The following is a 14,187-nucleotide window of genomic DNA, read 5'->3' as shown; positions in this document are numbered from 1 at the left end:
ATGATCGATCTGAGCATCCCGATCCTCCTCCTGGGGGTCGGGATGCTCTTCGTCGTGTTGGCGGTGTTCCTGGTGGGCCGCCAGATCGTTCTGAGCCGTCAGCGCGGCGCCTTCGAATGCTCCCTGCAGCGGCGCGGCCTGGTGACCAGGTCGACCTGGCAGCACGGGTTGATGCGGTTCGGGACTGATCGTCTGCGGTGGCACCGGGCCTTCTCGCTGTGGGTCCGTCCCGAGGTGGTCATCCGGCGTCTCGAGCTGCTCGACGTGACCCGGCGTCGGCTTCCCTCCCGTATCGAGGGGGAAGAGGACAGCTACCTGGTGGAGTTCACGCTGCGTGGCGGGCGCACGATCGTCGCGATCATGGACCTCGCCTCCGGGGCGGCGCTGAACTCCTGGATCGAGGCCGCACCGACCGGTCTCGTCATGGGAGACGCGGACTGACCGCAGCCACGGTGCCGGACGACTCGCTGACCGTCGGTCTGCCGGGCGTGGACCTGCTGTGCCCGATCTGCTGGGCACGGGCCTGTTAGGCGTCGACCCGCTGGCCGCCCCGCAGCACGGCGACGGGCTGCAGATCGGTGTCGGCGAGCACGATGTCGGCGCGGCGACCCGGCTCGAGCGACCCGAGCCGATCCTGCTGACCCAGCACCGTGGCGGGGACGACGGAGGCTGCACGGACCGCGCGGACCAGGTCGACACCCGCCTCGAGCACGGCGAACCGCACCACCTCGAGCAGATGCGCTGTCCCGCCGGCGATCGAGGTGCCGCCGGTGAGCGTGGCGACCCCGGCCGTGACCGTGACGTCGAGCGAGCCGAGGCTGTACTGGCCATCCGGCATCCCGGCAGCGGCCATCGCGTCGGTCACCAGCACCACGCAGTCCTCGGCGGCGAGCGCGAAGACATGGGCGACGGTGCGCGCATCGAGGTGCACGCCGTCGGCGATGATCTCCACCACGAGATCCGCGCGGGCCGCAGCATCCAGGGCCGCGAGCGCGGGACCGGGATCACGGTGATGGATCGGCCGCATGCCGTTGAACAGATGGGTGGCGGTGGGGCGGGCCGAACGCCCGTGCTCCCGGCGCAGCTGGTCGCCGGCCAGCGCGACGGCGTGAGTCATCTGGGCGCTGGAGCCGTCCGTGTGCCCGAGGGAGGGGATCGCTCCGACCTCGGCGAGAGCTTCGATCACGGCGTCGGCGCCCTCCGCTTCCGGGGCGACCGTCATGGTCGCGAGTGCTCCGCCGGCGAGCTGGGCGAGCTCCCGCACCAGATCGGCGTCGCCGGCGGTGATGTGCTCGGGATTCTGTGCCCCGCAGCGGGCGACGGAGAGGAACGGGCCCTCGAGGTGGATCGCCGCGATCTCCCCGTCGGCCGCGAGCTGCGCGAGATCTCCGACCCGGTCGCGCAAGGTGGCGCCGTCCGCCGTGACCAGGGAGGCGACCAGAGAGGTGGTCCCATGGCGACGGTGCTCGAGCACTGCGGTGAGCATCTCCTGCGAGGAGGTGGAGTCGGGGAAGGAGACGCCGCCGCCGCCATGGCAGTGCAGGTCGACCAGTCCGGGGAGGATCAGCCCCTCGTGCTGGACGGTGTCCTCGGCGGTGTGCTCGGGAGCATGCGCCGAGGGGCCGGACCAGATGATGTCCTGCCCGGAGACGAGCACGAGGGCGTCGGGCACCAGTCCGCGCTCCAGCAGGGCCGTGCCGCGCAGGGCGAGGTCGGCGGAGACCGCCGCAGGGGAGTGGTCCGGGTGGGCAGCGGTGCGCAAGGGGGCTCCTGGTGCGGTGGGGCGAGCGGGGGAGGTCAGAACAGCCGGGAGTCGACGTCGTCGATCCCGCGCAGAGCGTCGTAGTCCAGTGTCACGCAGTCGATCCCGCGGTCTCCGGCGAGCACGCGAGCCTGGGGCTTGATGGCCTGGGCGGCGAAGATGCCGCGCACAGGCGCCAGGAGGGGGTCGCGGTTGAGCAGCTCGAGATAGCGGGTGAGCTGTTCGACGCCGTCGATCTCGCCGCGGCGCTTGATCTCGATGGCCACCGATCCGCCGTCCTGGTCGCGGGCGAGGATGTCGACCGGGCCGATGGCGGTGCCGTACTCCCGGCGCACGAGCGACCAGCCGTCGCCGAGGGTCTCGATGTTCTCCGCCAGCAGTGCCTGGAGGTGTGCCTCGACGCCGTCCTTCTGCAGGCCGGGGTCGACTCCGAGCTCAAGGGTGGAGTCCTCGAAGACCTCGTGCAGACGCACCCGCAACCGGTCACCGGTCTTGGCATGGGTGACGTCCCACTGCTCGATCCACTCGCCCTCGGGGTCGTCGACGGCCTCCGCCTCCTCGCGACGCGTCGTCGCCAGGGTGCAGGGCGGACTCATCCAGTTCAGGGGTTTGTAGCTGCCTCCATCGGAATGGATCAGCACGCTGCCGTCGGCCTTCACGATGAGAAGGCGTGGGGCCAGCGGGAGGTGGGCGGTGAGTCGACCGGTGTAGTCGACGGAGCAACGGGCAACGACGAGACGCACCCCGCCAGGGTACGGCACCGCGCCCGGATGCCGGACGTCCCTGCCGTTCCGCACGCCAGCTGAGGCGCCCATGGGAAGCCCATGAGGGGGCCTTTACCCGGGTGCACATGGTCACGGGGGACTGTTGCCGCGCACGGCATCCCCCTATCGTGGACTGATCTGCCACCTTGGCCCGTCGGGGCCGTTCTGAAGGAGCACTTATCGTGCAACGCCTCCTCGCCGTCCTCCTGATCCTGATCGGAGTGATCGGATTGGTGCTGGGACGCCTCGGTGAGACCACCTGGGCCCCGCCGACGAAGACCACAGCGACGGTGGAGCTCAGCGATCCCGGCCCCGCCGTGGTCATCGATCCGGGCGTCCTGTACGTCGGAGGCCAGAAGGGCGAGGTGACGATCGAGGGCGCGTCGGACGTCTCTCTCATCACGGCGGACAACAGCGACATCGAGGCGTACCTGGCCGACACCGCCTACACGCGGATCACCGGGGCCAGCGACTGGACCACGTTGAGCACGGAGGCGGTCAACCCTGAGGGCGCCGCCGAGCTGACCGATCCCACCGGATCGGACCTGTGGCGCACGGTCGAGACGAAGCCCTCGCCGTACACGCTGGACATCGCCGACTTCGCCGCCGGCGAGCACGGGGACAACCAGCAGGCGTATCGCGCGATCCTCGTCGTCACCGATGGCACCGAGGCCGGTGCGGACTCGATCTCGATCACCTGGCCCGTCGAGGATGAGAACGAGTGGGTTCCCTTCGCCTACGCCGGTGGCGCCGCGATCGCCGTGATCGGTCTGGTCCTGCTCGTCGTCTCGATCGGCGGCCGACGCCGTGAGGACGACGAGGACGCCGAGCTGGAAGCCTCCGACGCCGCTGCGGAGACGGACCGCGCCGCCGTCGACCCCGGCTCCGACGCCGACGCCGAGGGGAACGATGCTGTGGGGAGCGACCCTGTCGAAGGGGACGCCGTGGGGAACGAGCACGATCTCGAGAGCGAGGCGTCCGACGGGCCGGTCCGGTCCTCGCAGGACGACACCGAGATCCTCTCCCCGGTCGAGGGGGACGGCGACGACGTCGCTGCCCCGGACGCCGCCCTCCAGGACCCGACGGACCCGGAGCACGACGTCTGGGACCTCGGCGAGGACACCGACACCCCGGATGACCTGGACACCCCGGATGACCTGGACACCCCGGATGACCTGGACACCCCGGATGACCTGGACAGCGAGGATCGTCGATGACCCGCCAGAACCGCAGCACGCCTGTGTGGAAGGACCCGCAGATGACCAGCCGCCCCGTTCCCCGCCGTGGACTCCTGGTCGGAGCGGGATCCCTCCTCGCCGCCGGAGTGCTCTCCGCCTGCGCCTCGGAGCCCGATGTGCCGCCTGCGCCGCCGAAGGGGCCCTCCGCCGCGGAGCCGACCCCCGTGAACACGGTCGAGCAGTTCGAGACCTATGTCAGCGAGATCAACGCTGCGGTGGTCGCCGCCGACAAGAAGGCCGACGTCAAGAAGCTCGCGCCCCGCGTCACCGGATCCGCCGTGTCGTTCCGCAAGTCGGCCTACGCGATGATCAAGAAGGCCGACGAGTGGGCAGCCTTCCTCAGCGTCCCCGGCGCGTCGCTGCTGGTGCCGATGACCACCGTCACCGCGGAGTTCCCGCGTGTCGCGATCGCCCTGGTCGAGGATTCGGCGAAGGACGGCGTCCCCTACTTCATGGCGATGCAGCAGGCCGACGCCCAGTCGCCGTACACCACCTGGGGCTGGGCGCAGCAGGCGGTGGGCATCGAGATGCCCCAGGTGCCCAACGAGCTGGTGGGTGCCGAGAAGGTCGAGGTGGACTCCGAGGACCTGCTCATGACTCCCGCGAAGGCTCTGGCGCTGTATGCGAAGGTGCTCTCCAACGGGGACGGCGACGACCCCGACGACCTGCTCGCCGACGACCCCTTCAAGGTGGAGCGGCACGAGCAGATCAAGACGGAGCGCACGGAGCTCAACGCCGGCGTCGAGAAGGACGAGGCCGCGACCGTGAAGGAGATCTACAAGGTCACCGACAAGGAGTTCGTCGGCCTGCGCACGGACGACGGCGGAGCCATCGTCATGGGCACCCTGACGTCGACCCGGACGGTGACCATCCAGGACGGCGCGACCATGCGGTATGCGAAGGACAACGCGTACACCAAGGTGATCGGCACGAAGGAGTTCACCAAGGAGTACGTCCGGACCTACGGCGCGCACGTCGCCCTGTACATCCCCGCGAAGGGGGCGAAGGGCGCGAAGAAGGGCGCATCCGCCCAGGTGCAGCCCATCGGTGCCACCCTGACCACGCTGGGCGCCACGGGGAAGTGATCCCCACGGGGACGAGGCACCCGGGAGATCTCCTCCCGGCGATGTTCTCTCAGGGCGTCGCGCACGCGCCGGTCTCTGAGTGCTCCGGCCCGGTGCACTCCCTAGACTGTTCGCGTCCCGACCTCGTCGAAGGAGTTCTCCCGTGACCGATCCGTACGGCATCATCGATCTCGCCGCGCTGAAGCAGCCTGCCGCTGCCGGTGGAGGGGCCGGCGGCGCCGGTGGCACGCCGTCCCCGCACGAGGTGGCTGTCACCGAGCAGGGCCTCGAGCAGCTGGTCGCCGATTCGCAGCAGATCCCCACTTTGATGCTCGTCACGAGCTCGCGCGTCCCCGAGGGTGAACAGTTCCTCGGTTCTCTGCGTCGCGCTGTCGACGCCCAGGGCGGAGCGCTCCGCCTGGCGGTCGTCGACGCCGATACCCAGCAGCGCGTCGCCGGGGCCCTGCGCATCGAGCAGCTGCCCACCCTGCTCCTGCTGATCCTCGGTCAGGTGCAGCCGATCGTGCAGTCCGTGCTCCCTGATGAGGAGGTCGACAACCTCATCAGCCAGGTGCTCGAGCTCGCGAAGCAGCAGGGACTGGACACCACGGGCGGTGCACAGGGTGAGCAGGAGGCTCCCGAGGAGGAGCCGATGCCGCCGCTCATCGCCGAGGCCTACGAGGCGATCGAGAGCGGCGACCTCGATGCCGCCGTGGCCGCCTATGAGAAGCAGCTCGCCGAGACCCCGGCCGACGCCGAGGCGAAGGCCGGCCTGGCCACCGTGTCCCTCATGCGCCGCACCCAGGGCATCGACGCGAACGCGGTCCGTGAGGAGGCCGCGCAGAAGCCGAAGGATCTGGCCGCGCAGCTGCTGGTCGCCGACCTCGACATGCTCGGCGGACACGTCGACGACGCGTTCAGCCGCCTGCTGGGCCACCTGCGGGAGGCCGACCAGGAGACGAAGGCGGCGCTGCGCGACCGTCTGCTGCAGCTGTTCGAGGTGGCTGGGCCCGCCGATCCTCGGGTGCCCGCCGCCCGCAAGCGCCTGGCGAACCTCCTGTACTGAGCACACCGCCGACCCGTCGGCCGAGATACCTGTCGCCCCTCCGGATCTCTCCGGAGGGGCGACAGGTCTGTGCGGCTCAGCCCGCGGGTGCGGCTCAGCCCGCGGGTGCGGCTCAGCCCGCGGGGCAGGACTCGGCTCTCGCGGCGGCTCAGCCCTCGCGGAGGCGCTCCGGGACGAGGACGACGGCGCCCAGCGGGGGCACCGAGAGCCGCACCGAGTGGTCCCGGCCGTGCTGGGGCAGAGCCTCCGCATGCACCCGGCCCAGGTTCCCGATGCCGCTGCCCCCGTAGACCGGGGCGTCGCTGTTGAGCACCTCGAGCCAGCTCCCGCCCTCGGGCAGCGGGATCCGGTATCCGTGCCACGGCTGCGGGGAGAAGTTGAGCACCACGACCACCGGGTCTCCGGCATCGTCCCGACGCAGGAAGACGAGCGTGTTGTGCTCGGCATCGTCCCCGATCAGCCATTCGAAGCCGCCCGGATCCTGATCGCGCTGGTAGAGCGCGGGGAAGTCGGCCTGCAGAGCGTTGAGGTCCTTGACCAGCTGCTGGGTGCCCCGGTGCAGGGGGTACTCGAGCAGCCACCACGGCAGGCCCGACTGCTCGGACCATTCGGTGCCCTGCGCGAACTCGCTGCCCATGAAGACGAGCTGCTTGCCGGGGTGGGTCCACTGCAGAGCCAGATAGGTGCGCAGCGAGGCGGCCTGCTGCCAGTCGTCGCCCGGTGCCTTGCGCAGCAGCGAGCCCTTGCCGTGGACGACCTCGTCATGGCTGATGGGGAGCACGAAGTTCTCGGAGTACTGGTAGACCATCGAGAAGGTCAGCTCGCCATGGTGGTACTGGCGATTGATGGGGTCCTGCCCGAGGTACTCCAGGGTGTCGTGCATCCAGCCCATGTTCCATTTGAAGCCGAAGCCGAGCCCGCCGCTGTCGGTGCTGCGGGTGACGCCCGGGAACGAGGTCGACTCCTCGGCGATCATCACGATGCCCGGCGCACGCTTGTAGGCGGTCGCCGTGGTCTCCTGGAGGAAGGCGATGTTCTCGAGGTCCTCGCGGCCGCCATGGCGGTTGGGGATCCACTGGCCGTCCTCGCGGGAGTAGTCCAGGTAGAGCATCGAGGCGACGGCGTCGACCCGCAGCCCGTCGACGTGGAACTCCTCGAGCCAGTAGCAGGCGTTGGCGACGAGGAAGTTGCGCACCTCGTGGCGGCCTGTGTCGAACACGAGCGTGCCCCAGTCCGGATGCTCGCCGCGGCGGGGGTCGGCGTGCTCGTACAGCGCGGTGCCGTCGAAGCGGGCCAGCGCCCATTCGTCCTTGGGGAAGTGGGCGGGGACCCAGTCCAGGATCACGCCGATGCCCGCTGCGTGCAGCGCATCGATCAGGTGGCGCAGCTCGTCGGGGGAACCCAGGCGGGAGGTCGGGGCGTAGTACCCGGTGACCTGGTATCCCCAGGACCCGCCGAAGGGGTGCTCGGCGACCGGCATGAACTCCACGTGGGTGAAGCCCATCTCGGTCACATAGTCGACCAGCTCGGTCGCGAGCTCCGTGTAGCCGAGACCGGGCCGCCAGCTGGCCAGGTGGAGCTCGTAGATCGACATCCGGGAGGCGACGGCCTCGTGGGCGGCGCGCTCGGCGAGCCAGTGCTCGTCGGTCCATTCGAAGGAGCTCGTGGTGACGACGGAGCCGGTCGCGGGCGGCACCTCGGCCAGGCGTGCCATCGGATCGGCCTTGTCGACCCAGGTGCCGTCGGCCCCCAGGATGCGGAACTTGTAGGTGTCACCGTCCCCGACGGCGGGCACGAAGATCTCCCACACGCCGGAGGCGCCCAGGGTGCGCAGGGCGTGACCGCGGCCCTCCCACCCGTTGAAGGTGCCGACGACCTGCACCGCGCGGGCGTTCGGTGCCCACACGGCGAACGACGTGCCGTCGACGCCGTCCAGGGTGCGCACATGGGCACCGAGCGCCCGCCACAGCTCCTCGTGGCGGCCTTCGTGGATCAGATGGAGGTCGAGCTCGCCGACGGTGGGCGGGAACCGGTGGGGTTCCTCGAGGTCAACCGGCGCGGCACCCTCCTCCCAGGTGACGCGCACCCGGTAGGAGGGGAGGTGGGGGACCGCGAGCGCGACCGCCCAGATCCCGTCGTACTCGTGCTCCATCGCGACCGCGCCGCCATCGGGCAGGAGGACCTCGACCGCTCTCGCGAAGGGCTTGAGGGTGCGCACCGTGACGGCGCCCTCGTACTCATGGGCACCGAGCACCGAGTGGGGATCGTGGTAGCTGCCGGTGGCGGCGGCGCCCAGCTCGTGCTCGCCCAGCGGCATCACCGTCGGTGCGGCGGACGGCGACGTCGAAGTGGTGGGGTCGGTCTGGTCAGCCATGTCAGCTCTCCTCGGGGTGGATGATCCGCAGGATGTGCGCGGGCCGGTCGGCGGCGCTGAGGATGACGTAGGGGTCGCTGCCCCAGGTGAACCTCTCGCCGGTCAGCAGGTCCTCGACCTCGAAGCGCTCGGGGACGTCGAGCGAGTCGAGATCCAGGTGGAGCGTCGTCCCGGCGTCCCTGTCATGGGCGGTCACCGAGACCACGAGGATCGTGTCCGGGGCGCCCGTGCCGCTCGCGGCTGGGTCGAGATGCTTGGAGAAGACCAGCACCTGGTCGTCGTCGGCCTCGTGGAAATGGATCGAGGTGAGCGACTGCAGGGCGGGATGCTCGCGGCGGATCCGGTTGAGGTCCGTCAGCAGCGGTTCGAGGCTCCGGCCGGCGGTGAGGGCGCCGGCGAAGTCGCGCGGCGTGAACTCGTACTTCTCGTTGTCGATCTGCTCCTGCGCCCCGGGCCGCGGGACGTCCTCGACCAGCTCGTACCCGGTGTAGATGCCCCAGGTGGGGACGAGGGTGGCGGCGAGGATCGCGCGCAGCACGAAGGCCCGCCGGCCCCCAGAGCTCATGAACGGGGTGAGGATGTCGTGGGTGGTGGGCCAGAAGCTCGGCCGCATGTACGGCGCGGACTCGACCAGCTCCTCGAGGTACTCCTGCAGCTCCGCAGCGCTCTCGCGCCAGGTGAAGTAGGTGTAGCTCTGGTGGTAGCCGACCTTGCCGAGGGTGTGCATCATCGTGGGCCGGGTGAACGCCTCGGCCAGGAAGATCACCTCGGGATGCTTCTCGTCGAACTCCGCCAGCAGCTCCTCCCAGAACCGCACCGGCTTGGTGTGCGGGTTGTCCACGCGGAAGAGGGTCACCCCGTGGTCGACCCAGTGCTCGAGCACGTCGCGCACGGCGGCGTAGAGGCCCTCGTAGTCGGTGTCGAAGCTGAGCGGGTAGATGTCCTGGTACTTCTTCGGCGGGTTCTCGGCGTAGGCGATCGTGCCGTCCGCGCGCACCGTGAACCATTCGGGGTGCTCGGTGACCCAGGGATGGTCGGGGGAGCACTGCAGGGCGATGTCCAGGGCCACCTCGAGGTCGAGCTCCCGGGCACGGGCCACGAAGGCGTCGAAGTCCTCGAGGGTGCCGAGCTCGGGATGGATCGCGTCATGGCCGCCGTCGGCGGAACCGATCGCATAGGGCGAGCCCGGATCACCGGGGCGCGGATCCAGGGTGTTGTTGCGGCCCTTGCGGAAGGTCGAGCCGATCGGGTGGATCGGGGTCAGGTAGGCGACGTCGAAGCCCATCGACGCGATCCGGTCCAGGGACTTCGCCGCGGTGCGGAGGGTGCCCGAGCGCCATCCTGTCTCGGGATCGAAGCGTGCGCCCTCGGAACGGGGGAAGAACTCGTACCAGGAGCCGAACAGAGCGCGTCGGCGGTGCACCACGAGACGGAAGGGACCGGAGGTCGTGACGCCCTCGCGCAGCGGGCGCAGCGCGAGCAGACCGCGCAGATCGGCGGCCAGGGCGGGGGCCACACGGGACGAGGCCGGCAGACCGGGGGAGCGCAGGCTCTCCAGCGCCGCGCGGACGACAGGACCGTCCGACGCGGGCCGCCGGCCGCTGTCGACCTCGGCCAGCACGCGCCGCAGCACCAGGACGCCCTCGGCACAGACCAGGTCGACGTCGATGCCGGCGGGGATCTTCACCTCGGCGCTGTGGACCCAGCTCTCGTACGGCGCGGAATACGCCTCGATCCGGAAGGACCAGTGCCCGGTCCGGTCAGGCCGCACGGGCACCTGCCAGAGGTCCAGGCCCGGGTTCGTGGACTCCATCCGCAGGCGCTGCTCGCCCCCGTCGGGATCCACGAGGACGGCCTGCACGCCCATCTCGTCATGCCCCTCGCGGAAGGCGTTCGCGGTGAGGGTGATCGTCTCGCCCTCCACGCAGGAGGCCGGGAACCGACCGCCGTCGACCACGGGCTGCACCTCCATGATCGGGATCCGGCCCACGCCGTGCTCCAGCGGGCTGGTCTCGGGGGCGACGGTCTCGGGGGCGACGGTCGCGGACTCGACGGTCCGGGTCGCAGTGGACCGGGACGCGGTGGTCCGGGGCGCGGAGCCCTCGGAACCGGTGGCCTGGGACATGGTCTCTCCTGCCTGACACCTCGGTGTCTGCGACGGACGTGGTGACGGTCCTCACGATAGCCGTTCGGAGGGCTCCTCAGGACCGTCGGTCGCGATCCCGAGGACCATCACGCTTCCGCTGCGCACGGTGACGGTCCGCTCGAGGACGGGACCCGTGGGGAGATCGTCCTGGCGCTCGAGAGAGGTGTCCAGGAGGACCCGCGTCGTGCCCTGTGGCCAGGGGTGTCGCGGCAGCTGCACCGGACGGTCAGCCGACTCGGACGAGAAGATCACGAGCAGATGCTCCGCTCCGCGGCGTCCCCGGATCGCCGGCCGCAGCATGACCAGGAGATGCCGGGACGGGTCCATCCATGACCCGTGGTCCAGAGGGTCGCCCTCGACGCCGAACCAGGCGACCTGGCCGGCATCGAGATGCTCGGGATCCGCAGGGCGGAGGAAATGGGGTGCCCGCAGCTGGGGATGCTCCCCGCGCAGGTCCAGGAGGCGGGACACCGACTCCCGCAGCTCCAGAGCCTGGTCGTCGAGCGACCAGTCCACCCAGGAGATCTCGTTGTCCTGGCAGTACGCGTTGTTGTTGCCTCGTTGGGTGCGCCCGATCTCGTCCCCGGCGGTCAGCATGGGTGTCCCCGAGGCGAGCAGCACGGTGGCGAGCATGCTCCGCGCGGTGCGGCGGCGCAGCTCCTCGATCCCGCCGTGCGCTGCCGCACCGGGGACCTTCCCCTCGTGGCCGTGGTTCCAGGAGCGGTTGTCCGTGGCGCCGTCACGGTTGTCCTCGCCGTTGGCCTCATTGTGCTTGTGGTCGTAGGAGGTCAGGTCCCTCAGGGTGAAGCCGTCGTGCGCCGTGAGGTAGTTGATCGACGCCCAGGGCGAGCGCAGGCTGCGCCCGTGGGGCAGATCCGGCGGATCGTTCCTGGTCAGCAGATCGCTGGATCCGCTCAGGCGGGTCGCAAGATTCCGGATCCCGCCGACGGCGCGGTCCCCGGTCCGCTCCCGGTGCGCACGGTCGGAGAGCCAGAAGGCCCGCACGTCATCGCGGAAGGCGTCGTTCCATTCGGCGAACGGAGCGGGGAAGCCGCCGGTCTGCCAGCCGTCGGGGCCGACGTCCCACGGCTCGGCGATGAGCTTCACCTCGCGCAGCACAGGGTCGGTCGTGATCGCCCGCAAGAGAGGATGGTCAGCACGGAAGCCCCGATCGTCCCGCCCCAGCGTCGCCGCCAGATCGAAGCGGAAGCCGTCGACATGGACTTCCTGCACCCAATGACGCAGGGAGGCGAGCACAAGATCCATGACGTGCACCGACCGGGGATCCAGGGTTCCGCCGGTTCCCGTGACGTCCTGGAAGGTGCCGCGGTCCATCCAGTAGTACTCGAGGTTGTCCAGTCCCCGCAGGGACAGCGAGGGGCCTCCCGCCCCACCCTCGGCCGTGTGGTTGTAGACCACGTCGAGGATGACTTCGAGTCCTGCGGCGTGCAGCGCCCGGACCATCGTCTTGACCTCGTCGAGCACCGCCTGGGCCCCGGCCCGCTGGGCCGCGGCCGTGGCCAGCGACGGCTCCGGGGCGAAGAACGACATGGTCGAGTAGCCCCAGTAGTTCGTCAGCCCCAGCCTGGTCAGGTGGGCCTCGTCCATCGCGGCGTGGATCGGCAGCAGCTCCACGCTGGTCACGCCGAGCTGCTGCAGGTAGGTCGTGACAGCAGGGTGCGCTAGGCCCGCGTAGGTGCCCCGCTGCTCGGGCGGCACCTCGGGGTGGCGCTGGGTGAGTCCCTTGACATGTGCTTCATAGAGCACCGTCGAGTCCCAGTCCACGATCGGTCGCAGATCGTCCTGCCAGTCGAAGGCGTCGCCGACGACGACCGACCACACGGCCTCCTGGCTGTTGTCCGTCGGGCTGGGCAGGGGGTCCTCGTCGACGCGATCGAGCATCGCGTCCACCTCGACCGGGAAGAAGGAGCTCAGCAGGGACGAGGAGTGCGACACGCCCCGTGCCCACGGATCCTGGAGCACCCGCGTCGATGTGAAGTACTGCCCACCGGCGGGATCCCACGTGCCGTGGGCCCGCACCCCGTACTGCGTGCCCGGGACCATCCCGGTGACGTGATCCCAGTGGAGCCCGCCCTCGACGTGCCGCAACCGTTGCCGGCGCTCGGTGCTGCCATGACGCACGCACAGGTCGATGGCCTCGGCGCGCGGGGCGGCCACGGCGAAGGTGCCCCGGCCCGAGGCGTCCACCGAGAGGCCGGGCGAGGTGGGGGCGGCCGGAGAGGCGGCGCGGTCGGAGTGATCAGCTGGCACCGGCGCATTCTTGCACCGTCCGCGGTCACGATCGCACTCAGGGTGCCCGGTGACGTTAGGATCGTCGGGATGCCACCGCACTCCTCGTCCGGGGAACCGCTCGGACACCGGGGCGCGACGGGGCTGGACCATCACGGTCAGGTGACCGTGCACGGTCCCCGGTCCCTGCGGGGGCAGGGCCGGAGCAGGGCGAACGTCCAGCTCGCACGAGCAGATCGAATCGACGCACGACGGGGGAGCCCCAGCGCATGAGCATTCCACCCAGCCAGCAGAGCGCGGTGCCGGCACGTCCCGGTGGTCCTGCGCCCCAGGCGCATCCCGGTACGCCTGCGGTTCCGCCGCAGCCGCAGGGTCAGTCTCCGGAGCAGCCCCAGGCCCCGCAGCAGGGACAGGCACGCCAGCAGCCCCAGGCCCCGCAGCAGGAGCAGGGGCGGGGACAGGGCGGCCAGCAGCGACGGCCCGGCGACTTCGCCCCCTCCGCTTCGGCGGTCTCCCCGGCGGATCTCGAGCGCACCGGCTCGATCATCACCGCGATCTCCGCCGTGTTCCAGTCCCGCGTGGTCGGGCAGGAGAACCTCCGGACGACCCTCGTCGCCGCGCTCGCCGCCGGCGGCCACGTGCTGCTGGAATCCGTGCCCGGCCTGGCCAAGACGACTGCCGCGAGCGCCCTGGCCTCGTCGATCACCGGATCCTTCGCCCGGATCCAGTGCACGCCCGACCTCATGCCGAACGACATCATCGGCACCCAGATCTTCAACTACGGCTCCGGCACCTTCACCACCCAGCTGGGCCCGGTGCACGCCAACGTCGTCCTGCTGGACGAGATCAACCGCTCCAGCGCGAAGACCCAGTCCGCGATGCTCGAGGCGATGCAGGAGCGGCAGACCTCGATCGGCGGTGAGGTGTACAGCCTCCCCGAGCCGTTCATGGTGCTCGCGACCCAGAACCCGATCGAGGAGGAGGGCACGTACGTCCTCCCCGAGGCGCAGATGGACCGCTTCCTCATGAAGGAGATCCTCACCTATCCGCGTCCCGGCGAGGAGCACGAGATCCTCGACCGCTCCACGTCGGGCAGTCTCACGGGCCCCCGCGAGGCCGTTGCCAACGTGTCCCTCGAGGACGTCCGCTTCCTCCAGCAGACGGTCGACTCGGTCTACGTCGATCCGGCGGTGAAGCGGTACATCATCGATCTGGTGTTCACCACACGCGGCTCCGGTCCGCGACCGGTGCCGAACCTGACCCAGTCGGTGCGCGTCGGCGCGAGCCCCCGCGGTTCCCTGGCCCTGATGCGCGTGGGCCAGGCCCATGCGCTGCTCAACGGACGCGACTACGTGACCCCCGATGACGTGAGGGCCATGCGCTACGGCGTGCTGCGCCACCGTCTGGTGCTCACCTTCGACGCCCTGGCCAGCGGTATCAAGCCGGAGCAGATCATCGACGCGGTGTTCCACGCCGTGCCGATGCCCTGACGGCGCCGATCACACCGATCACGGAGTACGGAG

10 protein-coding genes are annotated in these 14,187 nt (G+C 70.3%); 5 read left to right on the top strand and 5 right to left on the bottom strand.

The window, feature by feature from the left end; translation table 11 throughout:
• Window positions 1-441, top strand: coding sequence for a DUF2550 domain-containing protein (locus ACT3UL_RS08185; RefSeq protein ID WP_444577741.1), 441 nt, complete (start codon window positions 1-3; stop codon window positions 439-441).
• 85 nt (window positions 442-526) lie between these two features.
• Here ACT3UL_RS08185 and ACT3UL_RS08180 read toward each other — a convergent pair whose 3' ends face one another.
• Complete coding sequence (locus ACT3UL_RS08180) at window positions 527-1,762, bottom strand: N-acetylglucosamine-6-phosphate deacetylase (RefSeq protein WP_444577739.1); 1,236 nt, start codon at window positions 1,760-1,762, stop codon at window positions 527-529.
• A 35-nt stretch (window positions 1,763-1,797) separates the two neighbouring features.
• Window positions 1,798-2,505, bottom strand: coding sequence for an endonuclease NucS (gene nucS / locus ACT3UL_RS08175; protein WP_444577737.1), 708 nt, complete (start codon window positions 2,503-2,505; stop codon window positions 1,798-1,800).
• A gap of 203 nt (window positions 2,506-2,708) precedes the next feature.
• Here nucS and ACT3UL_RS08170 point away from each other — a divergent pair, with 203 nt between their 5' ends.
• The 3 genes from ACT3UL_RS08170 to ACT3UL_RS08160 all read left to right on the top strand — a co-directional run bounded on the left by ACT3UL_RS08170 (window position 2,709) and on the right by ACT3UL_RS08160 (window position 5,894).
• A complete protein-coding gene (locus ACT3UL_RS08170; RefSeq protein WP_444577735.1) occupies window positions 2,709-3,743 on the top strand; it encodes a hypothetical protein in 1,035 nt (344 codons plus the stop codon).
• Complete coding sequence (locus ACT3UL_RS08165) at window positions 3,740-4,849, top strand: hypothetical protein (RefSeq protein WP_444577734.1); 1,110 nt, start codon at window positions 3,740-3,742, stop codon at window positions 4,847-4,849. Before ACT3UL_RS08170 ends, ACT3UL_RS08165 begins: the two co-directional genes overlap by 4 nt.
• A 142-nt stretch (window positions 4,850-4,991) precedes the next feature.
• The gene (locus ACT3UL_RS08160; RefSeq protein WP_444577733.1) at window positions 4,992-5,894 is read left to right on the top strand and encodes a co-chaperone YbbN; all 903 of its coding nucleotides are present in this window, start codon (window positions 4,992-4,994) and stop codon (window positions 5,892-5,894) included.
• A gap of 148 nt (window positions 5,895-6,042) precedes the next feature.
• Here ACT3UL_RS08160 and glgB read toward each other — a convergent pair whose 3' ends face one another.
• The 3 genes from glgB to glgX all read right to left on the bottom strand — a co-directional run bounded on the left by glgB (window position 6,043) and on the right by glgX (window position 12,685).
• Window positions 6,043-8,211 carry a 1,4-alpha-glucan branching protein GlgB gene (gene glgB, locus ACT3UL_RS08155; RefSeq protein WP_444577806.1) on the bottom strand — a complete coding sequence of 723 codons (2,169 nt, stop codon included), beginning with the start codon at window positions 8,209-8,211 and terminating at the stop codon, window positions 6,043-6,045.
• Between the two features lie 58 nt (window positions 8,212-8,269).
• Window positions 8,270-10,240, bottom strand: a complete 1,971-nt coding sequence (locus ACT3UL_RS08150; RefSeq protein ID WP_444577805.1) for an alpha-1,4-glucan--maltose-1-phosphate maltosyltransferase — start codon at window positions 10,238-10,240, stop codon at window positions 8,270-8,272.
• A 204-nt stretch (window positions 10,241-10,444) separates the two neighbouring features.
• Window positions 10,445-12,685 carry a glycogen debranching protein GlgX gene (gene glgX, locus ACT3UL_RS08145; RefSeq protein WP_444577732.1) on the bottom strand — a complete coding sequence of 747 codons (2,241 nt, stop codon included), beginning with the start codon at window positions 12,683-12,685 and terminating at the stop codon, window positions 10,445-10,447.
• Window positions 12,686-12,933: 248 nt separating this feature from the next.
• Here glgX and ACT3UL_RS08140 point away from each other — a divergent pair, with 248 nt between their 5' ends.
• Window positions 12,934-14,154, top strand: a complete 1,221-nt coding sequence (locus ACT3UL_RS08140) for an AAA family ATPase (RefSeq protein ID WP_444577730.1) — start codon at window positions 12,934-12,936, stop codon at window positions 14,152-14,154.
• Window positions 14,155-14,187: the final 33 nt, after the last annotated feature.

Source organism: Brachybacterium sp. 107, assembly GCF_052379725.1.
Lineage (GTDB): Bacteria > Actinomycetota > Actinomycetes > Actinomycetales > Dermabacteraceae > Brachybacterium.
This window is presented reverse-complemented; position numbering and strand designations above follow the sequence as displayed.

Excerpts from the sequence above, each read along its gene's own strand:
- ACT3UL_RS08185 (WP_444577741.1), top strand. The coding sequence starts at position 1 with ATGATCGATCTGAGCATCCCGATCCTCCTCCTGGGGGTCGGGATGCTC.
- ACT3UL_RS08165 (WP_444577734.1), top strand. The coding sequence starts at position 3,740 with ATGACCCGCCAGAACCGCAGCACGCCTGTGTGGAAGGACCCGCAGATG.
- glgB (WP_444577806.1), bottom strand. The coding sequence starts at position 8,211 with ATGCCGCTGGGCGAGCACGAGCTGGGCGCCGCCGCCACCGGCAGCTAC.
- ACT3UL_RS08150 (WP_444577805.1), bottom strand. The coding sequence starts at position 10,240 with ATGGAGGTGCAGCCCGTGGTCGACGGCGGTCGGTTCCCGGCCTCCTGC.
- ACT3UL_RS08140 (WP_444577730.1), top strand. The coding sequence starts at position 12,934 with ATGAGCATTCCACCCAGCCAGCAGAGCGCGGTGCCGGCACGTCCCGGT.